General features: G+C 71.4%; 21 protein-coding genes. 13 read left to right on the top strand and 8 right to left on the bottom strand.

Features of this window, described 5'->3' with window-relative positions; translation table 11 throughout:
* Positions 1–114: 114 nt before the first annotated feature.
* The 4 genes from Q0994_RS03580 (at position 115) to Q0994_RS03565 (ending at position 2,844) form a co-directional block, all read left to right on the top strand.
* A complete protein-coding gene (locus Q0994_RS03580; RefSeq protein ID WP_299528933.1) occupies positions 115–1,080 on the top strand; it encodes a zinc-binding dehydrogenase in 966 nt (321 codons plus the stop codon).
* 86 nt (positions 1,081–1,166) lie between these two features.
* The gene (locus Q0994_RS03575; protein ID WP_299528931.1) at positions 1,167–1,376 is read left to right on the top strand and encodes a helix-turn-helix domain-containing protein; all 210 of its coding nucleotides are present in this window, start codon (positions 1,167–1,169) and stop codon (positions 1,374–1,376) included.
* Positions 1,376–1,957, top strand: a complete 582-nt coding sequence (locus Q0994_RS03570) for a Clp protease N-terminal domain-containing protein (RefSeq protein WP_299528929.1) — start codon at positions 1,376–1,378, stop codon at positions 1,955–1,957. Before Q0994_RS03575 ends, Q0994_RS03570 begins: the two co-directional genes overlap by 1 nt.
* A 203-nt stretch (positions 1,958–2,160) precedes the next feature.
* Positions 2,161–2,844, top strand: coding sequence for a DUF6304 family protein (locus tag Q0994_RS03565; RefSeq protein WP_299528927.1), 684 nt, complete (start codon positions 2,161–2,163; stop codon positions 2,842–2,844).
* Between the two features lie 387 nt (positions 2,845–3,231).
* On the opposite strand, the gene Q0994_RS03560 is transcribed toward Q0994_RS03565, so the two are convergent.
* On the bottom strand, positions 3,232–6,267 hold the full coding sequence (locus tag Q0994_RS03560; RefSeq protein ID WP_299528925.1) for a BTAD domain-containing putative transcriptional regulator: 3,036 nt from the start codon (positions 6,265–6,267) through the stop codon (positions 3,232–3,234).
* Positions 6,268–6,589: 322 nt separating this feature from the next.
* Here Q0994_RS03560 and Q0994_RS03555 point away from each other — a divergent pair, with 322 nt between their 5' ends.
* Entirely contained in the window at positions 6,590–8,797 is a 2,208-nt protein-coding gene (locus tag Q0994_RS03555) for a tetratricopeptide repeat protein (protein ID WP_299528923.1), read from the top strand.
* Positions 8,798–8,828: 31 nt separating this feature from the next.
* Here the strand turns inward: Q0994_RS03555 and Q0994_RS03550 are convergent, their stop codons facing one another.
* A complete protein-coding gene (locus Q0994_RS03550) occupies positions 8,829–9,233 on the bottom strand; it encodes a hypothetical protein (RefSeq protein WP_299528920.1) in 405 nt (134 codons plus the stop codon).
* Positions 9,230–10,564 carry a hypothetical protein gene (locus Q0994_RS03545; RefSeq protein WP_299528917.1) on the bottom strand — a complete coding sequence of 445 codons (1,335 nt, stop codon included), beginning with the start codon at positions 10,562–10,564 and terminating at the stop codon, positions 9,230–9,232. The genes Q0994_RS03550 and Q0994_RS03545 overlap by 4 nt, the downstream gene beginning before the upstream one ends.
* A gap of 270 nt (positions 10,565–10,834) precedes the next feature.
* On the opposite strand from Q0994_RS03545, the gene Q0994_RS03540 reads away from it, so the two are divergent.
* From Q0994_RS03540 to Q0994_RS03530, 3 genes are all read left to right on the top strand, one after another.
* Entirely contained in the window at positions 10,835–11,830 is a 996-nt protein-coding gene (locus Q0994_RS03540) for an NAD-dependent epimerase/dehydratase family protein (protein ID WP_299528914.1), read from the top strand.
* Between the two features lie 173 nt (positions 11,831–12,003).
* A complete protein-coding gene (locus Q0994_RS03535) occupies positions 12,004–12,342 on the top strand; it encodes a DUF952 domain-containing protein (RefSeq protein ID WP_299528911.1) in 339 nt (112 codons plus the stop codon).
* Positions 12,339–13,238, top strand: coding sequence for an NAD(P)H-binding protein (locus tag Q0994_RS03530; RefSeq protein WP_299528908.1), 900 nt, complete (start codon positions 12,339–12,341; stop codon positions 13,236–13,238). Before Q0994_RS03535 ends, Q0994_RS03530 begins: the two co-directional genes overlap by 4 nt.
* Before the next feature lie 355 nt (positions 13,239–13,593).
* Here the strand turns inward: Q0994_RS03530 and Q0994_RS03525 are convergent, their stop codons facing one another.
* The 3 genes from Q0994_RS03525 to Q0994_RS03515 form a co-directional block, all read right to left on the bottom strand.
* Positions 13,594–14,616 (bottom strand): hypothetical protein, encoded by a 1,023-nt coding sequence (locus tag Q0994_RS03525; RefSeq protein ID WP_299528906.1) that lies wholly within the window; start codon positions 14,614–14,616, stop codon positions 13,594–13,596.
* 110 nt (positions 14,617–14,726) lie between these two features.
* A complete protein-coding gene (locus Q0994_RS03520) occupies positions 14,727–15,257 on the bottom strand; it encodes an NUDIX domain-containing protein (RefSeq protein ID WP_299528904.1) in 531 nt (176 codons plus the stop codon).
* Between the two features lies 1 nt (position 15,258).
* A complete protein-coding gene (locus Q0994_RS03515; RefSeq protein ID WP_299528902.1) occupies positions 15,259–16,614 on the bottom strand; it encodes a tetratricopeptide repeat protein in 1,356 nt (451 codons plus the stop codon).
* A gap of 200 nt (positions 16,615–16,814) precedes the next feature.
* Here Q0994_RS03515 and Q0994_RS03510 point away from each other — a divergent pair, with 200 nt between their 5' ends.
* The 4 genes from Q0994_RS03510 to Q0994_RS03495 all read left to right on the top strand — a co-directional run bounded on the left by Q0994_RS03510 (position 16,815) and on the right by Q0994_RS03495 (position 19,823).
* Positions 16,815–17,564, top strand: coding sequence for a hypothetical protein (locus Q0994_RS03510; protein ID WP_299528899.1), 750 nt, complete (start codon positions 16,815–16,817; stop codon positions 17,562–17,564).
* 78 nt (positions 17,565–17,642) lie between these two features.
* Complete coding sequence (locus Q0994_RS03505) at positions 17,643–18,554, top strand: phosphotransferase (protein ID WP_299528896.1); 912 nt, start codon at positions 17,643–17,645, stop codon at positions 18,552–18,554.
* On the top strand, positions 18,555–19,247 hold the full coding sequence (locus tag Q0994_RS03500) for a bifunctional 2-polyprenyl-6-hydroxyphenol methylase/3-demethylubiquinol 3-O-methyltransferase UbiG (RefSeq protein ID WP_299528893.1): 693 nt from the start codon (positions 18,555–18,557) through the stop codon (positions 19,245–19,247).
* Positions 19,248–19,262: 15 nt separating this feature from the next.
* Complete coding sequence (locus Q0994_RS03495) at positions 19,263–19,823, top strand: HAD domain-containing protein (protein ID WP_299528890.1); 561 nt, start codon at positions 19,263–19,265, stop codon at positions 19,821–19,823.
* A 446-nt stretch (positions 19,824–20,269) separates the two neighbouring features.
* Here the strand turns inward: Q0994_RS03495 and sodN are convergent, their stop codons facing one another.
* On the bottom strand, positions 20,270–20,665 hold the full coding sequence (gene sodN, locus Q0994_RS03490) for a superoxide dismutase, Ni (RefSeq protein ID WP_299528887.1): 396 nt from the start codon (positions 20,663–20,665) through the stop codon (positions 20,270–20,272).
* A 219-nt stretch (positions 20,666–20,884) separates the two neighbouring features.
* Between sodN and sodX the strand changes: the two genes are divergently transcribed.
* Entirely contained in the window at positions 20,885–21,346 is a 462-nt protein-coding gene (sodX, locus tag Q0994_RS03485; RefSeq protein WP_299528884.1) for a nickel-type superoxide dismutase maturation protease, read from the top strand.
* Here sodX and Q0994_RS03480 read toward each other — a convergent pair.
* Complete coding sequence (locus tag Q0994_RS03480) at positions 21,244–21,879, bottom strand: CGNR zinc finger domain-containing protein (protein ID WP_299528881.1); 636 nt, start codon at positions 21,877–21,879, stop codon at positions 21,244–21,246. The two genes, sodX and Q0994_RS03480, sit on opposite strands and share 103 nt — an antisense overlap.
* Positions 21,880–21,913: the final 34 nt, after the last annotated feature.

Below are 21,913 nucleotides of genomic sequence, written 5' to 3'. Positions count from 1 at the left end.
CGGAGCCCCGTACCGGACAGGTGGGCCGGCACGGCGGACGAGGGCCGGCCGGGCGGTGCGCGTCACACCGGTCGGCGGTTCCGTCCGGGCGCGGCCCCGGCCTAGTGTCGGCTCATGTTCGCCGCCTACGCAGCCCGCATCGATCCCGAGAACCCCCTCGAAGGCCTGGAGCTGGGCGACCGCCCGGCTCCCGTCGCGCGCCCCGGCTGGACCACGGTCCGGGTCCGGGCCGCCTCCCTCAACCACCACGACCTCTGGTCCCTGCGCGGGGTCGGCCTCGCCGAGGACAAGCTTCCGATGATCCTCGGCTGCGACGCCGCCGGGATCGACGAGGAGGGCAACGAAGTCGTCGTCCACTCCGTCATCGGGCAGAGCGGCCACGGCGTCGGCCCGAAGGAGCCGCGCTCCATCCTGACCGAGCGTTACCAGGGCACCTTCGCCGAGCAGGTCACCGTGCCCTCCTGGAACGTGCTGCCGAAGCCGAAGGAACTCTCCTTCGAGGAGGCCGCCTGCCTGCCGACCGCCTGGCTCACGGCCTACCGGATGCTGTTCACCAACGCCGGTGTCCGGCCCGGCGATTCGGTGCTGGTGCAGGGCGCGGGCGGCGGTGTCGCCACGGCGGCGATCGTGCTCGCCCGCGCCGCCGGCCTCACCGTCTACGCGACCAGCCGCGACGGCGCCAAGCGCCGCCGAGCGGTGGAACTGGGCGCCACCGAGGCGTTCGAGCCCGGCGCCCGGCTGCCGCGGCGGGTGGACGCCGTCATCGAGACGGTCGGCGCCGCCACCTGGTCGCACTCGGTGAAGTCGCTGCGGCCCGGCGGCACCCTGGTCATCTCCGGCGCCACCAGCGGCGATCGTCCCTCGCACGCCGAACTGACCCGCGTCTTCTTCCTGGAGCTGAAGATCGTCGGCTCGACCATGGGGACCAAGGACGAGCTGGAGGACCTGCTCGCGTTCTGCGCGAACACGGGGGTGCGCCCGGTCGTGGACGCCGTGCTGCCGCTGGACCGGGCCCGCGAGGGCTTCGAGCGGATGGCCGCCGGGGACCACTTCGGCAAGATCGTCCTGACCGCCTCCTGATCGCCGCCCCCTGCTCTCCCGTCTCCGACGCCGGTTTCGTGTCAACTTTGATTGACACGGGACCGGTGTCAACCTACATTGACACCATGACCGAAGCAACGGATCTCGCCGCGCGCGCCGGTGACCACGACCCCCGGGTCGGGTTGCGGTCCGTCGCCGCGCTGCGACGGCTGCTGGAGCAGCTCGAAGCGGTACAGGTACGCAGCGCCCGCGCCAAGGGCTGGTCGTGGCAGGAGATCGCGGCCGAGCTGGGCGTGAGCCGTCAAGCCGTGCACAAGAAGTACGGGAGGCATTGATGTTCGAGCGATTCACCCGCGAGGCCCGGTCCGCCGTCACCGGGGCCGTGGCCGTCTCCGAGCGGTCCGGGGCGGACCACGTGTCGGAGGAACACCTGTTGCTGTCGCTGCTGGAGGCCGGGCAGGGGCGCGCGGCGTTCGCGCTGACGGCGCTCGGCGTGCGCGACCGGCGGGAGTCACTGGAGGCCGGACTCGCCGAGGCCCGTCGCCGGGGCGGGCTCACCAGGGCCGACACCGCCGCGCTCGGCGGGCTCGGCATCGACGTGGACGCGATCGTCGCCCGGGTCGAGGACGTGCACGGCGAGGGTGCCCTCGGGGGCGAACGGCCGCCCCGCCGCTGGTGGTCGCCGCGCCGTCCCTTCACCGCGGGCGCCAAGGGTGTCCTGGAGAGCGCGCTGCGGGTCGCGCTCGGCCGGGGCGACCGGTTCATAGGCGCCGAGCACCTGCTGCTCGCTCTCACCTCCCGCCCCGGCGTCGTCGCCGACGTGCTGGCCGAGCACGGCGCGACGTACGCGAGCGTCGAGCGCGCACTGTACGGCGGCGAGGAGGAGGCGGGACCGCCGACCGCCCTGGCGGGCTGAGGCGCCGCCGGGGGCCGCGCGAGAGGGCGGGAGCGCGAGGGTGCGAGCCTGCGTGAGCGGGACCCGGTCACCGGCCTCACCCACCGGTCCCGACCTTCCGTCAATTCACCTGCCTACGACGGCGTGGCACCGTTGACACGACCGGCACACGAGCGGGGAGGCTGCCGGAGGAACTGTCGGAGGCAGGGGCTACAGTCCCGGTCATGACAGACGAGTCGTGGGCAGGCTGGTACCGGGACCGGGACGGTTCGGTGGCGGTCACCCTCAGCACGGACGGGCGCCGACTGCGCCTCCGCATCCGGGGGACCGAGTTCACGGGCGAGAGCTTCGACGCCCTCCGCCCCACCCCCGGCACGCCCCTCGGCGGCGGACCCCCGGAAGCCGGGGCCCCGACCACCGCCGACGGCGTCCTCACCGACTGCGTCCTCGAATGGGACCTCCAGCTCCCCGTCGTCGTGGACGGCACGGAGCGACGCACCACCCTGAGCTGCCTGCTGTCCCTGCGCCGCGCCGACCCGGACCTGCACCTCGCGCTGCACCTGGACGGGGCGGTCTACGAATCCCAGCGCGCGGAACGGGACTTCGCGGCGGCGCTGGCGGCCATACAAAGGCTGCTGCCGTCGGGCGTCCGGCTGCGTACCTGCATCGCGTGCGCCTTCTCCGACTACTTCCCGGCCCCGGTGCGCGGCTTCTCCGGCGGCCTCGCCTGCTTCCGCGGCGCGAAGGACGCCTACCGGGACGCGGCGGGCGAGGAGGACCTGCGCGACATATGGGACCGGCGTACCGGTTTCGTCCAGGAGCTGTGGCACTGCGACGAGTTCGAGGAGCGCCCCGACGCGGGCGCCGGCACCGGCCACCGGGGGGCGTTCCCGCTGGAGATGGCCTGAACGAGGACCCTCGTCGTCCGCCTTCCGCACCAGAGCCTCGCACCGACGTCCGGTGCGAGGCTCTGCCGTGCGCACCTGTCGCTCAGAGCGCGGCCGATGCCACGCCGGCCGGCGCTCCCCCGTCGGATATCACCGCTACGCGAGAGTCAGTCCCGCTTTGCTGCTGCAGCTGACGGGCGACGCTGAACGTCGAGGGAAGGCAAATGAACATCGCAAGGATGACTGAGGCATATGCCAATGGAACATGCCACGAAACGGGCGGACACATGAGGGGCTCCACTTACTGAAGAGTTCTGTCGCACCGGTGGGCGACCACCTAGATCATCGCCGACACTGATCCCTTGTGCAAACCCTTCAGTGGAGGCGGAGTTGATAAATCCGGATTCCTCAGACGGACCGCTGCCCGCGCCCGCCGCGCAGGAGAACGGCGAGCTCACTCTCCACCCGGGAGACCTCACCCGCCGCCCCGATTCTGCGCGCCAGCGCACCAGCCTCTCCGAGGTGCCGGACGGCGGCGTCCCGCCTCCCCAGGCGCCCTTCCGCAGCACCCATGCCGCGAAGAGCGACCACCCGCTCGGACTCCGCCCCCACCTCGCTGGCCAGCGCCAGCGACCTCATCTGATAGGCGACGGCCTGTTCGTCGTCACCGAGCTCCGCGAAGACGACCCCAAGACGGTGGAGCGTCTCAGCCGCATTGCGGCGGTCTCCCAGTCGCGTGAAGGTGCGGTACGCCTCGCGGTAAAGAGTGAGGGCGTCCTCCGCTTCCGCCGGGATCTCCAGAGCATTCGCGAGGTTCACCTGCCCGGTCGCCCAGACCAATGGACTGGAGCCGGCGTGCGGACTTCCCAGCGCTTCTTCGAGGAAAGCACGGGACGTCACGCGATCACCTTTACGGGAGAACAGATCTCCCAAGTTCATCAGCGCCCGGAGCTCCTCCTTGGCATCCCCCACCGCACGAAATCCGTTGAGCGCCTCGCGGATCAATTGGCCCGCCTCGGCATACTTCCCCAAGTAGATATAAGTGATTCCAAGATTATTCTTTGCGCGCGCAATTTGCAGAATGTCCCCCTCCAGTAGACGGAGCCTCAGCGTTTCCCGCTGGAGAACGCGGGCTTCGTCGAGCCGTCCGAGGTTCCACAGCACCACCCCCAGCCGATGCCTCGCCTCCGCGTTCGCCGCGGTGTCGCCCAGCTCCTCGGCAGCGTCGATGGCCGCGCGGCAGGCAGCGAGAGCGGCCTCGTAGCGACTCGCCCGCGACAGCGCCGCCCCGTGGTCGATCAGGGCGAGGATCTCGGCTCTCGGCTCCCCCACCCGCTTCCAGTGACGCGCGGCGGCGGCATGCATCCGGCGCGCGTCGCTCCACAGACCCTCCTCGTCCAGCAACTCGCCCATGGCGTGGGCCAGTCGGGCGGCGGCCTCGGGCAGCCCCTGCGCCCTAGCCGCACGCTCCACAGCCACAAGGGCGGACCGTTCACTCCCGAGCCAGCGCCTGGCCTCCCCCGCGTCCCGCCAGTCGGGCAACTGCACGCCGTGCGGAGGCCCCGTGAAGTGCACGCGCGGGCGGCGGGGTGAGACCACCACGTCCGCCTTTTCGCAGGCATGCACAGAGAACTCGATCACGCGTCGCATTGCCTCGTGCCGCTCACTCCGCCCTTCGGTATGCTCGTCCAACTCGCGTGCGAAACGGCCGAGGAGGTCGTGGAACCGATAACGCTCCGGAGACGGCTCCTTCAGCAGATTCCCGTCGAGCAGTGCTTCGATCGACCGCTCCGTATCATGCAGGCTCAAGCCTGTCAGGGCGGCGGCTGAATAGAGCGTGAAATCGCTGCCGGGATGCAGCGCCATCAGCCGGAAAGCCCTCTTCTGGTCATCGGGAAGCGTCTTGTACGACATCATGAAAACGCCTGTCACCTCTCGGTAACCGTCCCTGATCTCGCCCAGTCTTCCGTGCTCGCGCGAAAGCTTTTCGAGCAGGTGGGAGGTGGTCCAGGAAGGCCGGGAGTTCAAGCGCCCCGCCGCGATCTCCACGGCCAGCGGCAAATTGCCGCACAACTGTACGATTTCTGCCACAGCCGACTCGCTCCCCACGCGTTCCGGTCCGATCAGCTGCCGGAAGAGCGTCCTCGCATCGGCAGCCGGCAACTCGTCGAGGAACAGCGGGCGGACGCCCGGCAGCCCGGCGATCCGACGACGACTGGTGATGATGACGAGCGAGGGTGAACTGCCGGGCAGCAGCGGGGCCACCTGAGCCGCCTCGGCGGCGTCATCGAGCACGATGACGGCGCGCTTCGTCCTCAGCAGCGTCCGCCAGAGCGCGGTTCTCCCTTCCAGGTCACGCGGTAACGTCTCGGCGGGCACTCCGAAGTCACGCAGCAACCGCCCGAGCGCGATCTCGGGAGTGAGCGGACCCGCCCCCGGCGCATGCGCCCCCAGGTCCAGGTAGATCTGACCGTCCGGGTACTGCGGGGCGAGGACGGCCGCCGTATGGAGGGCCAGCAGGGTCTTGCCCACTCCGCCCATCCCGCTGACCGCCTGGAACGAGAACACCGCACCCGTTCTGGGCCGGGCGCGCAGAACGGCGAGTTCGGCCTGCCGACCGACGAGTTCGCCGTGCGAGGGCAGCGTGTACGGGGCGTCACAGAGTGCCGGACCACCGCCCGGAAACAGCTCCGCCACCGGCACCCTGTTCAGAATCCGGCCGTGGAGGGTGCTGAGCGCCTCGCCGGGCTCCGTACCGAACTCCTCGCTCAGCCGGCGTCGTACCGTCTCGTACACGCGCAGCGCCTCGGCCATGCGGCCGCAGCCGTAGTCGGCGACCATGAGATGGCCCGCCAGCGTCTCGTCCGTGGGATGCGTGTCGAGGAGTGCCGACAGGTCCGGCACGAGCTCGGCGTAGCGTCCGCGCCGCAGTTCGACGGCGACTCTCGTCAGTGTCACCGCCAGGCGCTTGCCCGTCAGACTCCTCCGGATCCCCTGGGCCCACAGACCGCCCATGCCCTCCAGGGGTTCACCGCGCCACAGGCCGTCCGCCTCACGCAGCAGCGACAGCGCCCCCTCGTCGTCGCCCTCGTCCGCACGCGTCAGCGCCTCGGCGCCGAGCCTCTGGAAGCGGTGCCAGTCCACGTCGTCCGGGTCCATGACGAGCGTGTAGGCGTGGCCGCTCTGGGAAATGACCGGACGGCCCTCGGCGTCCCCGGCCAACAGTCCGCGCACCTTCGTGATGTACGCGTGCAGGCCGGCACCGGGTTTACCGGGAGGGTCGTCGTCCCAGAGCCGGTGGATGAGGGCGTCCTTCGAGACCGGACGGCCGGCGTCGACGGCCAGGGCGGCCAGCAGAGCCATCTGTTTCGGCGTGCCGTGCGGTCCGGCGGAACCGTTCACCATCAATTCGACGGATCCCAGGATGCGGATCTCGAATGCCACCAACGCCCCCCATCACGGGTTGTCGCTTTTCGGCCAGAAGGCTGCGTGCGTGGCGTGTCCGTGCCGGTCGGCGGTGGCGCGGGCATCCGGTATCTCCGCGACGTGCCGGTAATCCGGGACGTCGGGGCCTATATCAAAGTTCTCAGCAGAAGAATGCCACAACGCCAAGTTCGGTCAAAGCAGTTGTGAGTTGATCGAAAATATTGTCTTAATCGATCACGCTCGATGGCACGTGGTTGAAGAAGCACCACTAAGGGAACACCACGTGCCGAAGGATCTCTTGGTCGTCGGACGTGCAAGCGCACGGGGGAAGGCGGCACACGTGGAATCACGCACGGAGGGTGGCGAACCCGGCCGCCGGAACACGAGCCGCTGGCAGGGCGGCGGTCAGAACGCCTCCGGAAACCGGCTCGATACCGCGGCCTCCGTCGCGGGGCCGGTGATCCAGAGCCACGAGATCCAGGGAGGCGTCCACTTCCACACCACCCCGGCGGCCGCCCCCGCCGCCGCGCCGGCCGCCGTCCGGCAACTCCTCCCCGGCCCCGCGGACTTCATCGGCCGCGTACCCGAACTCCGTGCACTCGGCCTCCTCGCGGAGCACCGCGCACCGGGGACGGCACTCGCCGTCATCAGCGGTCCCGCCGGGGTGGGCAAGACAGCGCTGGCTTCGCACTGGCTGCGCGGTCTGATCCCCCAGTACCCCGACGGCCAGTTCTACGCCGATCTGCGGGGGTACGCCGAAGCCTCCGAACCGGCCGCACCGGCCGAGGTGCTCACCCAGTTCCTCCGCGCCCTGGGCCATACGGGCCTCCCCGAGGGACTGGGCGAGCTCGCCGCACTCTGGAGGACGCGTACGGCGGGACTGCGCGTCGTCGTCATGCTGGACAACGCTCTGACCGCCGCCCAGGTGCGCCCGCTGCTGCCTTCCGGTACGGGCAGCCTCGTCGCCGTCACCAGTCGTCTGCGGCTCTCCGGCCTGGCGGTCGACGGCGCCAGCTTCCAGTCGCTGGACGTGCTGGGTCCGGACGAGGCCGTGGAGCTGCTGAGCCGGCGCATCGGTGCCGACCGGGTCGGCCGCGAGCCGGAGGCCACCCGGGAGGTGGCGGCCCTCTGCGCCGGGCTTCCCCTCGCGGTCTGCGTGGCGGCCGGCAGGATCGCGGTGCGCCCGCGTCAGCCCGTATCCGCGACCGCCACGGCACTCGGACGGGGCGGTTCGAGCCCGCTGGACACGCTGGAGATCGCGGGGGAACACGCCGTGCGGGCGGCGCTGGACGCCTCGTACCGGCTGCTGAGTCCCCCGCACGCCCGGGGGTACCGGCAGTTGGGCATCCTCCCGGTGGCGGTGTTCAGCGCGCCGGTGGTCGCCGCCGCCTGCGGACTGGACGACGAGAAGACCGACAGACTGCTGGATTCACTGGCGGAAGTACACCTGCTGGAGGACCTGGGACCGGACGGCGTCGCCGGGCTCGACCGCTTCCGCTTCCACGACCTGATCCGCGCGCACGCGGCGGGGCTCGCCGTCCACGAGGACGGCGCCGAGGAGCGGCGGGTCGTCGTCCGCCGGGCGGCCGACTTCTACCTGGCCGCGACGACGGCCGCGGAGGCCCTGCTCGCTCCGAGCCACCGCAGTCTCCCGCGCGACTACCTGTACGTTCCCGAGCAGTTGCCGCCCTTCGCGACGGCGGTGACCGCCCTGAACTGGCTCGCCGCGGAGCAGGACCAGCTGACGGCCACACTGCGCGACGCCGAGGCCCAGGGATGGGACGACCTGGTGTGGCAGCTCGCCGACGCGATGTGGCCCCTTTTCTTACGGTTACGCCCCTACACCCTCTGGATCGAGGCGCACGAACGCGGCTTGGCCGCCGCGCGCCGGAGCGGTGACCGGCGTGGCGAGAGCAGAATGCTCACCTCCGGTGGGGCCGGACTGCGCAACGCGGGTCGCCACGAGGAAGCCGGCAAGTGGTTCGCCCTGGCCGGTGAGAACGCCCGTCAGGACGGCGACCCGCTGGCGGAGTCCCAGGCGTTGCACGGGGCCGGACAGTCCCACCGCCTCGCCGGCCGGCTCCGGGAGGCCGAGGAGCTCTTCACCCGGGCTCTGGAGATGCGGCAGGCCCTGGGACACGACCGCGGCGTGGCGCTGACCCTGCTCTGCCTGGGCGACGTGGCACTGGCGTCGGGGCGGGCGCCGGACGCCGTGGACCTGCTGACCCGTGCCCGCGAGGGGCTGCTGGCGGTACGGGACCCGTACGACGCGGCCCGTGCGCTGGCCCATCTCGGACAGGCACACGCCAAGGCGGGTGACACCGCCCTGGGTGAGGACGAACTGCACCGGGCCCTGGCCGAGTTCGAGGAGACGGGCTCGGTGAACTGGCAGGCCAGGGTCCTGGAGATGCTCGGCGAGACCGCTCAGGAGAGCGGGCGGGCCGAGGTGGCCAGGGAGCGGTACAGCCGCTCCCTGGCCCTCTACGCACCCATCAGCCCCTCGGACGCAGGGCGGCTGGCCGACCGGCTGGCACGGTCGCACGGCTGACACGCGTCCACCGGTCGGCCCGCGAGCGCGGTCACGCCGCGTGAGGAGGGCATCGTTCGTCGGGGGCGCACGGCCGCGGGCGTGCCGCCGTCCGCCCGTACGGTGTCGTCGAGACGTGGCACCGGTACAGCGCCTCGGCGAGGAGCACGAGTCCGCCGAGGCGTGCCACGCGCCCCGGCCCGTGATGGACGAGCGTCCGGCCGTCCCGCTCCCGCAGGGCGACGAGACAGCCGCCGTCCTCGCACCGGACCGCCACCAGCAGGCAGCCGGGGTGGTCGGCCAGCGTGCGCAGGGTGAGCACGACGGCCGGCCCGTGGGACCGCGGAACCTCGGCGACGAGGATGTCCGCGAGACTCCGCAGGCGCCCGGACGACAGGCCGTCCAGGCCGACGAGCAGGGCTCCCGTGCCCCACGGGGCTGAGCGTTCCGCGCTCACGCGGACACCTCCTCCGGGCCCGGGTGAGCGCCGCGCGGCCCCTCCAGCGGCGCGGGCAGCGGCAGCGCCCTGGTCACCGGGGGGAAGGAGGGCTGCCCGAGCCCCAGCAACCGGTACAACAGGCTCCGCATCCGCTGGTTGAACCGCCCCGGCTCGGAGGAGATGCGCGCCGCGATCCGCGCGTACTCCGCCGCCGGGTACTCCGCCGCCGCATGGGCGAGCTGGTCGGGCAGGGGGTGGGCCGGTGAGAGGACCGGAGCCGTTCGCGCCAGCTCCGCGCCCGGGGAGCGCGGGTCGACGTCCGCCTCGGGAAAGCGGGCCATCAGGATCACCGCGTCGGTCAGGGTCGCGTACAGCGTGCTGGAGCCGGCGTCGCCCAGCACGACGTCCGCCGCGACGAGCAGACTGCGCCAGTCCGCCTCCGGGGGCACCACCACCAGCCCGCGCCGCCGGAACGTCTCCAGCCACGCGTGGACCTGCCAGACCCCGTGGCCGGACCACACGTTGGGATGCATCATGACCGCCACCCGGTACTCCTGCGGGGGGAGTTCGGCCAGCAGCCTCGGCAGCAGCGCGTCGAGCCGGTTGATGGAGGAACCGAGTCCCCAGGTGGACGCCGCCACCACGAGTTTCTGCCCCGGCCGGAGCCCCAGCGCCTCCCGGTAGCGAGCCCGCCGCGGCATGCTCGCCACGATCCGGTCGTGATCGGCGTCCCCGACGACCTCCGCGACGGGCAGCGCCTGCGGGCACGTCGTCCTGAGCGTCTCCAGGTCGTCCCGGTGCGCGAGGGCGAGCGCCTTGGGGATCACCTCACCGTCACGCATCAGGTAGTTCCGGCCGAGCCCGCCGACCGCACGGGGTTCGCCGGGCGGCGTCTCGAGGGTCCGGGAGAGCTTCATGTGGCCGATGCCGTGCGGCAGCCGGACGAGCGGCGCACGCAGACGGTGCATCCCTTGAGAACCCGCGGCGATCGCCAGGTCGAACTCCGAGCGGACCGCCGCCTCCCACGGGACGGCGGAGTCGGCGAGGCCGGGCATCGACCGCAGAGCACCGCCGTTGAACGCGTGCGGTGCGAGGGTGAAGGCGACCTGGAGCCGCACGTCGTCGGTGAGCAGCGGCAGCAGTTCGCGCAGCCGCTGCCCGTAGACCTCGGTGTGCACGACCATGAGGATCTTCCGGCAGTCGGGCAGCGTGGCCCACTGCCGGGGGTCACGCTGCTCGTCGGGTGCTGCTGGAAGGAGCCGGAGCGGGCTCGTGGACGCCGCCCGGGTGTGGGCCGCCGGGCCAGGGCTTCCGGATGTGCGGCCCGAGGGCCGGGGTGCGATGGACATGGTTCCCCCGTCGTCGAATGGGCGTTTCCCGTTCGGCTGAGGGATGCCCGCCGAGTGGACGAGAAGCCTTGGCCAGAGCTTGAAGAAACCTTGAAGCGCCTTGCGTCCCAGGTCCGTGCCATGCGTCCGCCCGCGCGACTGCCCTTCCGGCGGGCCGCCCCACTCACCCGCACACCGTCCACCGCGAACGGCGACGGGAGCCACCGCCTCCGGATACGCCCACAGCGATTCCGGGTTCACCTCCCGCACCCGGCCGGGCAGCCTCGGCCCATGAGGCTTTTGGTGCTGGGCGGTACGGAGTTCGTCGGCAGGGCCGTGACGGCCGAGGCGCTGGAGCGCGGGTGGGAGGTCACGGTCTTCCACCGGGGCCACCACGCGCCGCCGCCGGGGGCGAAGGCGCTGCTGGGCGACCGGACCCCGGGCGCCGGCGGCCTCGGCGCACTGTCCGGCGGCGAGTGGGACCTCGTGGTGGACACCTGGAGCGGCGCCCCGGCCGCCGTGCGCGACGGCGCCCGTGCGCTGACCGGCCGCGCGGGCCACTACACGTACGTCTCCAGCCGTTCGGTGTACGCGTATCCGGCGCCGGCCGGGCTGACCGAGGACGGGCCGGTGGTGGCAGGCGCCTCGCCGGACGCCACGGGCGAGGCGCCGTACGCGGAGGCGAAACTCGGCGGCGAACTGGCGGCGGTGGACGCGTTCGGCGACCGGGCGCTGCTGGCGCGGGCGGGGCTGATCCTCGGCCCGCACGAGAACATAGGCCGGCTGCCCTGGTGGCTGAACCGGATCGCGCGCGGCGGTCCGGTCCTCGCGCCGGGCCCGCGGGACAACCCGCTCCAGTACGTGGACGCCCGCGACCTCGCCGCGTTCGTCCTGGACGCCGGGGCGGCGGGGCTGCACGGCCCGTACGACACCGTCAGCCGCCCCGGACACACCACCATGGGGGAACTGCTGGACGCCTGCGTGCGGGCCACGGGGTCGGACGCCGAGCTGCGCTGGACGGACCCGGAGACGATCCTCGCGGCCGGGGTCGAGCCGTGGACCGACCTGCCGGTCTGGCTGCCGGTCGGCAGCCAGACGCACGACACCCTGCACCGGGGCGACACCTCCAAAGCGCACGCGGCGGGGCTGCGGTGCCGCCCGGCGGCCGAGACGGTGGAGGACACCTGGGCGTGGCTGCGCACTCTCGGCGGCGCGGCCCCGCACCGGCCGGACCGGCCGGGCGTCGGCCTGGACCCGGCGGTGGAGGCAAGGCTGCTGGCCGGCTGAAGCGGGCGGGGCGCGGGGGCCGACGGGCGGGGGGTGGCAGCGGGGCGATGCGGGCACATGCGGGCGGGACCCGGGGCCGGCTGGGGCAGCGGGTGAGAGAAGGCGGGCGGGGTGCGGGGCCGGAGGGAGGGCTGCGGCGGGCGGGACGCGGGGCCGGCCGCTAGCGTGGCCGGATGAGCGAACTGCTGCATCTCACGGAGGCCGCCCGGTGGGAGGCGGCCCGCGACGCGGGCGCGTACGAGGGTTCCACCCGGGGCCGCACCCTCCAGGAGGAGGGCTTCATCCACTGCTCGCTGCCGCACCAACTGCCCGGCGTGGCCCGGATGCTGTACGGCACCGAGGACGCGGACCTCGTCGTGCTGGTGGTGGACCCCGACCGGCTGGACGTACCGGTCCGCTACGAGGCGATGGCGCCCGGCGGGGAGGAGTTCCCGCACGTGTACGGGCCGTTGCCGGTGGACGCGGTCGTGGAGGTGCGGCCGTGGCGCCCGGCGGACGGGGTGAACCGGTGAGCGCCTCGCGCGGGGTGCCGGCGGACGGCCCGCTGATCGCCGTCACCGGTGCGTCCGGGGCCGTCGGCGGCCGGGTCGCCCGCCGGCTCACCGCCGCGGGCGCCCCGGTACGGCTGCTCGGCCGCGACCCGTCGCGGCTGCCCGACCTGCCGGGCGCCACCCACGCACCGGCCGCCCCCTACGGCGACGGCGAGGCGATGCGCCGCGCCCTGGACGGTGCCCACACCCTTTTCCTGGTCTCCGCCCACGAGAGCCCCGACCGGGTACGCGAGCACACCACCGCCGTGGACGCGGCGGTGGCCGCCGGGGTGGAGCGCGTCGTCTACGTGTCGTTCCTCGGCGCGGCCCCGGACGCCGTCTTCACCTTCGCCCGCGACCACTGGCACACCGAGGCGCACCTGCGCACGGCCGACGTACGGCACACCTTCCTGCGCGACGGCTGGTACCTCGGCGGTATCCCCGCGATGACCGGGACGGACGGGGTGCTGCGCGGACCGGCCGGCGACGGCCGGGTCTCGGCCGTCGCCCACGAGGACATCGCCGACGCCGCCGCCGCGGTCCTGCTCGACGCGACCACCGCCCACGACGACGCCACGTACGACCTCACCGGCCCGGAGGCGTTCACCCTCGCCGAGGCCGCCGAGGAACTGACCCGACGCACCGGCCGCCCGGTCCGCTACCACCCCGAGACCCGCGAGGAGGCGTACGTCTCCCGCGCCGACTTCGGGGCCGAGGACTGGGAGGTGGCCGGCTGGGTCACCTCGTACGAGGCGATCGCCGCGGGCGCCCTGTCCCCCGTCTCCGACGCCGTCCCCACCCTCACCGGCCACCCCGCCATGAGCCTCGCCGCCTACCTGGACACCCACCCGGAGAGCTACCGCCACCTGCTGCCGTGACGCGAGAGCCCCCAGCCCGCCAGAACGCCGGACCGCCGGACCGCCGAAACACCGCACCCGCCCCCCGACGGATCGGGAGGCGGGTGCGGTCGGGTGGGCGCCGGGGCACGCGTGTGCGGGTTCGAGCGGCCCTGGCCCGGATCAAGCCTTCTTGGTCTCCTAGTAACGGGCCGGATCGGTGACCTGCGGGGATCTTCCCTGTGGGGCGCTGACCTGGCCTTTTGGTGATGGCTGGCGTTGGGGCGCGACGGTCCTGATCGGGTGTCCTGCGGACTGTGTGCGGACTGCCCGGTTGTAAGCAGGGTGGGGCAAGCCGGCTCTGGTGGGGCGGATGCCCAGGACTGGGGCGAGGTCACTACTGCCGCAGGATGCTCATGATTTCGCTTGTCTTGGCGACTGCAGCCCGGGGCCCGTACGCCACCACTGAGGCCAGCACGGCAGCAGTACCAGCCAGCACGACATCGACACCCGCTGGAAGCCCCAACAGCACCCCAAGACACAGTGCGCCGGCGGCGGTGACGACTACAGCCACCAGCCGAAGCCCCTCCCGATTGGTCACTGGGGTGGTGCCGCGCAGGCTCTGCTCGGGAAGGAGCGTGGTGACCCTTCCTGCAGCGAAGGTGCTCCCGATCTTCGCCAGAAGTGCGGCCAGGGTGCGGAGCGCTCCATCGCCCTTGGCGTCGACCTGCGCCTCGGCCAGCTGAAGCTTGGCCACAACGAGCGTGGCGTGGTTCTTTGCGTTCCGCTGCCTTGGAGACCCGCGGCCGACGCTGTTCGTGATCCGGTGTACACGCAGAAGTGAACGCCGAACTGTGGAGCACGTGTCGTCAAGATGCCGGAGCGCCTGGGGCCTGTCGCCCGTTTCTGAGCGTGCCACGGCATCACAAGCCTCGATGGCAGCCATGATCGAGAGCATCAATCTGTAGCCCGCTATGGCTTTGTTGCGCCGAGCTGCCCACATCAGAAGAGGCAGGGTGACAGCAGCGAGAACAAGCGCGGATGGTTGAAGGCTCGGCTGAACCTGCCGTGTCTCGATCGTTTTGATCACTGCCATCAGGAGGTCCCCTGCACCGAGACCAATCGAGAAGGTCAGCAGCCAGTAGCGCAGCTTGACGCTTCCGGCTATCTTCTGACCTGCCTCCCGGAACGATTGAATTGGCAGGTCCGCGAGGCCAAGATGCTGGAGGGCCTCAACTGTTGGCGCCAGGTCCCTTTCCGCAACTCTGGCGTTCCAGGCCGCCCAGCGCACCTGCAGCGGCTGGATTCGGCGGGCGACCCACGCGAGGGCGCGGTAGATCGACACCACGATCGCGGCCAGGAGTGCACCGCCAACCACCAGCCGCTGAATCTCGGCTGCGCGCTCCCAGTCAATGCTCATGGGGACATACTGACGCAGTGCACTGACATCCGTGCCGGATCTCATTGTTCAGCAGGGAAGTTGGGCCGTGCTTGTAGGCGCTCGATACCTGGCAGAGGTGGCGCGCGCTCCTATCCCCAGCCATCAAGTGAGACCTCTGGCCCGCCACCGAGATACCGCAGGAGAGCGCTCGAAGTCGTGTCCACAAAGTTCTCGGGGATGGCCTCGGCGTCGACCCAGCGGACCTGGGAGTGCTTGCGCGGTTCGCGGTTCTCGGGTTCGCCGGTCCATTCCTCAGCGGCGAAGACGACCGTGAGGAAGCCATTGGGGGACTCAACGCCCCAGGCGCCGTGGATGATGTGGGCGACCTTGAGGGACTCGGGCTTCACGGTGAGGCCGGTCTCCTCGTAAAGCTCGCGGACCGCGGTTTCGGTGATGGGCTCGCCCGGTTCGCTCTTGCCGACGGGGAGGTCCCACTGGCCCTGGGCGAACTTGGCGTTCTCGCTGCGCTGGAGGAGCACGACGCGGTTGGTCGCCTTGTCGTGGACGATGACGGCCGCGACCAGCAGCGTCATCGAGTCGAGCGCCGGCTTGAAGGCTGGGGTGCGGTTGTCGGTCTGCTGGGCCACGGGGTTCCCTTCGTCGGGCGGGTTGTTGGGCATGTTAGGCGAGGGCCTCGCGGGCTCGGCGGGCGAGATCTGCGGCTCCAGGGACGCGGCGACGCTGGTAGATCGCGAGCGTGGAGCGGATCGAGGTGATCGCCTTGCGGGTGCGGTCGGAGGTCATGCCCTCCATGAGGAGCAGGGCCTGGGTCCAGGCGGCGACCGCTTCGTCGGCGCGGGCTTGGGCGGCGAGGCTGTCGCCGAGGTCGGCGTGGGTGAGGGCGTGGACTCGCTTGTACTTCTCCGGGTCCCAGCGGGTGAGCGCGTCACGGTGTTGCTGTTCCGTACCGATGTGGTCAGCGAGGTCGGTCAGCGTACGGGCGGTGTGGCTGGACACGGTGCCGGCTGCCGGGCCGCTGACGTGGGAGAAGCTGGGCTGGGGAGCGTCCTCGCGCAGGAGTGCGTCTTCGGCGGCGAGGAGAGCGCGGGCGGCCAGTGGGTTCTCGCCGACGGCTGCGTAGGCGCGGGCGTGCGTGATGTGGAGGAGTGCTTCCGTCTGTCCGTCGACGTGGCCGAGGCCGCGGGCGAGGGCTCCTTCAATGAGGTCCACGCAGTGGTGGGGTTGCTTGAGGCTGAGGGACTGGTGGGCGAGGGCGCGCATCATCCATGCGGCGTGGCCGTGGGGGTCGGCTTCGCAGGCGAGTTGGTAGCCGACCTGGTAGTAGCGCTGGGCGACGCCTTCGTGTCCGAGGTCGTGGTGCTTCCACCCTGCGAGGTAGGCGAGTTCGGCGACGGCGCCGAAGGCAGCCTGGCGTAAGAGTTCCGAGGGGAAGCGGCCGCGCAGTATTGGGGCTGCCGTGTCAGCGAGGTACGCGGTGACCGTGGTCAGGCCGTGCCCGCCGCCGAGCCGTTCGTCGGCGGCACTGAAGGCCGCCGTAATCTGCCGTACGACGTCGATGTCGTCGCTGCCGACGAGGGAGCGGGCGGTGCGGGCGCGGAGCATCCGCGAGGTGGCCTCGTGGTCGTGCTGGAGCGGCATGGCCACGCCGGCCGTGGTGAAGGCGGCGATGGCGAGGAAGTTGCGGCGTTCGACATCCGCGCGGCCGAGATCGGTGACCGCGGTGACGGGGTCGGTGTCCGGTGGCGGCTCAGCGTCGGGCGAGTGAAGACCGAGCTCGGTTCGGGTGACGACGCGGCCAAGCCGCCGGGAGAGAGCTTCGGCGAGGTACTGGCCAGCCCTGCCGGACGGCGTGCGGGCACCGCCCACCCAGTGGGAGATGGCCGACTTGTTGGTCTGGAGCAGTTCGCCGTTCTCGGCCGCGATACGGCGTACGTCCTTGGCGAGCGCGTCGTACGTGCACCCGGCGGCGCTGATCGTCTCGCGCAGGCGAGAGTTGGCGCTGGTCGGTGCCGGCACGATCGCCTCCACTCCGATTCCGTAAACCGCGTATACCGCTTGGCCTCGGTCACACCGTACCCACTCTGCGTAGCGGGCGGTTCACTTATCGACAGCCGCCCACTCACGGAATCACGGGCGGGCGGCCCCCAAGTTCCGTACGCCCCAACGGGCTCGGGCACTCCTGTGCCCCGGTCCGGACGATCAGAGACGGAGACACGGTGACCACCATCGACACCACGGCCATCACGGTCGAGCTGCCCGACGCCTTCGACCCGCGCTGGAACCGCCTGCCCGGCATCCAGGTCGACGGCCGACGCATCACCATCGACCCGGCCGACTACTTCTTCCGCTTCGAGTCCAACACCTGGCTCGTCGCCGACTGGGAGCTGGTGAAGGCGCAGCTCCTGAACGTGGACGAGACGACCGAGAGCGCGGTCGAGCAGCTCGCGCTCGACTTCATCAAGCAGCACAGCGAATCCACCTCCGACGCCGCCCGTGTGCTGACGACGGCGTACGGGGTGTACGCGTACCTCTTCCGCGAGGAGCACCTGGCCGGCCTCGGCCTCCCGCAGATCACCACCGACCACCTGCGCATGCTGCGCGAGGCCGCCACGCTCATGGCGCTCAACAAGGTCGAACTGGACGGGCGCATCTCCAACGTCGGCCCGTGCTGGTTCTTCCCCGCCGCCACCTCCGTCGTCTTCGACCCGGACGACGAGACGGGCGGAATGCTGGACGAGGTCTACCACGGCGGCTGGTTCAACGAGCACCGCCGGATCGAGTCCATCAAGGCCCACGCCGCGCTCGGCGGCCGACTGGTGCACGGCTGCCAGTCCGTGCCGGACCAGTCCGGCGGCGTCGTCGCGCCCTACGGTGCCTCGATGGCCAACTTCCGTGACGATTTGGCCGAGTTCAAGGCGGGTTGGATCGAGCAGATCTACGCCCGCCGCGTGACCGCAGCCGAGTAACCCCGCCCCAGTACGGCTCCGGGGCGGGCCAGCACGCGCGTGCCCGCCCCGGAGCCCAACAGCTCCCTGGAGACCCTCATGGACCAGAGCCTGCCCACCGCCCTGCTGGACGACCTGTGCAACCTCGTCGGCAAGCCCCTCCCCGAACGTGCCGAGATTCGCGTCTGGGGCATGTCCGGCGTCGAACGCGTCGCCTTCCCCGACGGCACCACAGCCGTTTTCAAGTACGCCAAGGAGCCCTTCGACCGCGAGGCCCAGGCCCTGCGGGCGGCATACCAGCGCGGCCTCCCGGTCCCCGCCCTCCACGCCACTGCCACGCAGGACAAGTGGCTCGGGCTGCTCATGGACGACCTCGGCACTCCCGTACGGAACGCGGACGACCTCGACGGGGTCGCTGCAGCCGTCATGCTCCACGCCGCCCGCCCGGCGGACGGTCTGCCCATCCTCGACGGAGCGGGCCTCGCAGCCCTGCCCGACCGAGCCCTCGATCACCTCCAGCGGCTACGGAAAGCCGACCGGTGGACGGACTGCGACGACATCGAGGCCGCGCTGGGGAAGATCTCCGCGGCGGCCGAGGCTCGTGCGCAGGGGGCGACGCTCGACCCGTTCGGATGGGTCCACTCGGAGTTCCACCCCACGAGCGTCCACATCGGAGAACACGGCTGGCACCTCCTCGACTTCGCCCGCGCCTTCACCGGGCCCGGCCTGATCGACCTCGCCTCTTACCACGGCACCATCGACGTACCGAGCCCTTTCCGCATGCGGGTGTTCCTGGAGCAGTACGTCACCGCAGGCGGCCACGAGGACGCTCTCGCCGCCCGGGGCGGCCTGACCGCCGAGGCATGGTCCTTGGGCTGGCACCGCATGTGGGCCGTGGAGTGGTTCATGGAACAGGCCATCCGCTGGATCAACGACCCGGCCAAGGACCCCGCGTACATCCCCGTCGTCCGCCGCCACCTGGGCGATGTGGTCCAACTCCTGGAGGTCTAGGTGCTCGCCCAGGTCTCCCCCTGGTACGCCCATGCAGCCCAGCGCACAGCCGCTGCCCCTGCGCACGCCCTCAGCGCACCGGCCCGGATGGAATGGAGTACCCACGCGGGCATCGGTCCCGGCGCCGAGATCCTGGGCCGGGGCCTGTGCGGTAAACGCGTCCTGGAGCTGGGCTGCGGCCCCGGCCACAACGTGGCCCACCTCGCGATGCATCACCAGGCCCGCGTCACCGGCGTAGACCTGATCGGCCTCCAGGTACGCCGGGCCCGCTCCCACTACGGCCACATCGACGGCGCCACGTTCGCCGCTGGCCACGCACTGCACCACCTTCAGGCCACCGGCCAGGCCTTCGACACGATCTACTCCGTCTTCGGCGCCGTCGGCCTCGTCGCCCCCGAGCTCCTCCTCGCCGCCATTTCCCGACGCCTGAAACCGGGCGGTGTCCTGGCCTTCTCCGTCCCTCACCCGGCACGGGCCGGAAGACATCCATCCACGGACGACCGTCCGCGCGAGGACTACGTCACCATGCCCGACCGCACGCGACTTCCGCTCACTCGATGGGAGTTCGACGCCCGCCGCTGGGGAGCTCACCTCTCCCGGACCGGCCTGGGCATCACCTCGGCGGTGGAGCTGCGGCACCCGCGCCGCGACCCGTGGCCCACCACCCTCCTGATCACCGCCCGCAAACGCTGACCGACGGAGGCAACGATGCCCCTGCCCTACCTGCTCCTGGACATCGACGGCGTTCTCATCCCGTTCCCGGCCGCCGACGGCAGCACCCCGCCCACCCACATCCGCCACACCGTCCTGCCCACCGGCCGGCACCCAGACGCCCCCGTGCCCATCTGGCTCGACCCGCGCCAAGGCGGCCTTCTCACCGAATTCCTGGCTGGCGGACTCGTCACCCCCGTGTGGTGCTCGAGCTGGCGCAAGGACGCCACCACGATCGTCGGCCCTCTACTGGGGCTGCCCGACTTCCCTTACCTCGACCTACCGCGCCCCCAGATCACCACCAGCCACCCCAACGGCTACCTCTGGAAACGCGACCACGTCGACACCTGGCTCGGTAAAGCTCCCGCCGTCTGGATCGACGACGACTTCACCAGCCTCGACCACGCCTGGGCCGCGAAGCGCACCGCCAGGGGGGTGCCGACCCTCCTCGTGCAACCCGACCCACATCTCGGGCTGCAGTCCGAGCACCTGACCGAGCTCACGACATGGGTCTCGCAGTTACCCGCTACCCGTCTGACGACTGATGCTCGAGCGTGAACCGCCTGCGGTCTTTGGCAGGGAGCGGCACTGCCGATGTCGGAGTCGGCCGGAACACTGCGGCCGTGATCAACGAACCCACCTCGGACCGTCCGGCTGCTCCTCAAGCAGGCGCGGTTGCCCCGGCGGCTTGACCCTCGCCGCCGACGGCGGCCGAGAAAAAGTCTGCCGAGCATGAGGGCCGCAAACCCGTCGAGCTGCCGCACATGGTGATCCACGGCCTGCGGCACTTCTTCGCCTCCGCGCCCATCGCTGGCGGGGCGAGCGTCAAGCGGGTCGGATGGTCCCCGGCCACGTGTCCGCAGTCAGCACGTGGCGCATGTGGCCGGGCGAAGAACACCGCACCCGGCCCGCCACGGACGCCATGATCGGCGGCCGGCGGACCGGGTGCGGTCGGTCGGGTCGTCCGTGCCCGCGGAAACGCGGGTGCGAACGGCCTGACAAGATCAAGCCTTCTTGGTCTCCCAGAAGATCTTGTCGATCTCGGCGATCAGGTCGAGCGCCTTCTGACCGGTCGCCGGGTCGTTCGACGCCTTGGCGGCGGAGAGCGCCTTCAGGGTGTCGTTGACCAGCTGGTGGAGCTGGGGGTACTTCTCGAAGTGCGGCGGCTTGAAGTAGTCGCTCCAGAGCACCGAGACGTGGTGCTTCGCGAGCTCCGCGCGCTGCTCCTTGATCAGGACCGAGCGGGTGCGGAAGTCCGCGTCCTCGTTGGCCTGGTACTTCTCCTGGACGGCCTTGACGGACTCCGCCTCGATGCGGGCCTGGGCCGGGTCGTACACGCCGCAGGGCAGGTCGCAGTGGGCGCTGACCTTCACCTTGGGGGCAAACAGGCGGGAAAGCATGGCGCTGTCCTTCCTCGTGATCGTCTTCTCAGGTGGGACATTACTCCGTGGGACACCTGTTTTCGCGAGTGCCCCCGGGGGCTTAGGCCAAAAGTCCGGGTGCGGATGAGTCCCGCGGCGGGACGGCGCGGCCTCCTGCCGGGAGGGCGGCGGCACCCGGCGGAGGCCGGGGCGGTGTACTGGAGGCCGTACGAACGGCGGACCGGGGAGGTGGCAGGGATGCCGGAGGCGGGTCAGGAGCCCGGTGCGGGGCAGGAGCCCGGTGCGGGACGGGCGGCCAGGGTGCCGTTCCAGGTGGTGGAGGTGACGGGCCCTTCCATGGTGCCCACGCTCTACCACGGGGACCGGCTGCTGGTGCGGTACGGGGCGCGGGTGCGCCCCGGGGACGTGGTGATCCTGCGTCATCCGTTCCAGCAGGACCTGCTGGTGGTGAAGCGGGCGGCCGAACGCCGTCCGGGCGGCTGGTGGGTGCTGGCGGACAACAGCTTCGCGGGCGGCGACAGCACGGTCTACGGGACGGTTCCCGAGGAACTGGTGCTGGCGAGGGCCCTGGTCCGGCTGCGCCCGCTGACCCGGGATCAGCGTTCGGTGCGAGGGGTACTGGGCTGGACGGCGTCCGCGCTGCGCACGCTCTCCTCCTCGGCCCGCTCCTCCGCCTCCAGCCGCTTGCGGGCCCGGTAGGCGGCCACGTTGGCGCGGGTCGCGCAGCGGTCGGAGCAGTAGCGGCGGGACCGGTTGGTCGAGGTGTCCAGGTAGGCGTTGCGGCACGGGGCCGCTTCGCAGAGGCCGAGCCGGTCCGCGCCGTGCGAGGTGAGGTGGAAGGCGAGGCCCATCGCGGCGATGGCCGCGTAGCCTGCGGTGGCGTTGGACGGATGGTCGGCCAGGTGCATGTGCCAGTCCGGGGTGCCGTCCTCGTCCCGTACGTCGTGGCCGGAGATCTGCGGGCTGACCGGGAACTCCAGCAGCAGCGAGTTCAGCAGGTCGACGGCGAGTGTCTCGTCGCCCTCGTCGGCCGCCTCGAAGACCGCGCGCAGCCGGCCCCGCACCGAGCGGAAGCGGGTCACGTCGGCCTCGGTCGCCCGGCGGGCCGCCTGGGAGTTGGCGCCGAACAGTTCGCGGACGGCCCCGACACTGGTGAGGGCGTCCTTGTTCCGGGCCGGCGCCTCGGTGTTGACCAGACGAACCGCATAGTCCGAGTAATAGGCCAGTTCCACTTGTAGTCCTTACAGTGTCGGGCTGGGGTCTGCA

Origin of the sequence: uncultured Streptomyces sp. (assembly GCF_947488945.1) — a bacterium.
GTDB lineage: Bacteria > Actinomycetota > Actinomycetes > Streptomycetales > Streptomycetaceae > Streptomyces.
This window is presented reverse-complemented; position numbering and strand designations above follow the sequence as displayed.

Excerpts from the sequence above, each read along its gene's own strand:
- Q0994_RS03505 (WP_299528896.1), top strand. The coding sequence starts at position 17,643 with ATGGACCAGAGCCTGCCCACCGCCCTGCTGGACGACCTGTGCAACCTC.
- Q0994_RS03535 (WP_299528911.1), top strand. The coding sequence starts at position 12,004 with ATGAGCGAACTGCTGCATCTCACGGAGGCCGCCCGGTGGGAGGCGGCC.
- Q0994_RS03495 (WP_299528890.1), top strand. The coding sequence starts at position 19,263 with ATGCCCCTGCCCTACCTGCTCCTGGACATCGACGGCGTTCTCATCCCG.
- Q0994_RS03545 (WP_299528917.1), bottom strand. The coding sequence starts at position 10,564 with ATGTCCATCGCACCCCGGCCCTCGGGCCGCACATCCGGAAGCCCTGGC.
- sodN (WP_299528887.1), bottom strand. The coding sequence starts at position 20,665 with ATGCTTTCCCGCCTGTTTGCCCCCAAGGTGAAGGTCAGCGCCCACTGC.
- Q0994_RS03575 (WP_299528931.1), top strand. The coding sequence starts at position 1,167 with ATGACCGAAGCAACGGATCTCGCCGCGCGCGCCGGTGACCACGACCCC.
- Q0994_RS03540 (WP_299528914.1), top strand. The coding sequence starts at position 10,835 with ATGAGGCTTTTGGTGCTGGGCGGTACGGAGTTCGTCGGCAGGGCCGTG.
- sodX (WP_299528884.1), top strand. The coding sequence starts at position 20,885 with ATGCCGGAGGCGGGTCAGGAGCCCGGTGCGGGGCAGGAGCCCGGTGCG.
- Q0994_RS03525 (WP_299528906.1), bottom strand. The coding sequence starts at position 14,616 with ATGAGCATTGACTGGGAGCGCGCAGCCGAGATTCAGCGGCTGGTGGTT.
- Q0994_RS03570 (WP_299528929.1), top strand. The coding sequence starts at position 1,376 with ATGTTCGAGCGATTCACCCGCGAGGCCCGGTCCGCCGTCACCGGGGCC.
- Q0994_RS03520 (WP_299528904.1), bottom strand. The coding sequence starts at position 15,257 with ATGCCCAACAACCCGCCCGACGAAGGGAACCCCGTGGCCCAGCAGACC.
- Q0994_RS03580 (WP_299528933.1), top strand. The coding sequence starts at position 115 with ATGTTCGCCGCCTACGCAGCCCGCATCGATCCCGAGAACCCCCTCGAA.
- Q0994_RS03565 (WP_299528927.1), top strand. The coding sequence starts at position 2,161 with ATGACAGACGAGTCGTGGGCAGGCTGGTACCGGGACCGGGACGGTTCG.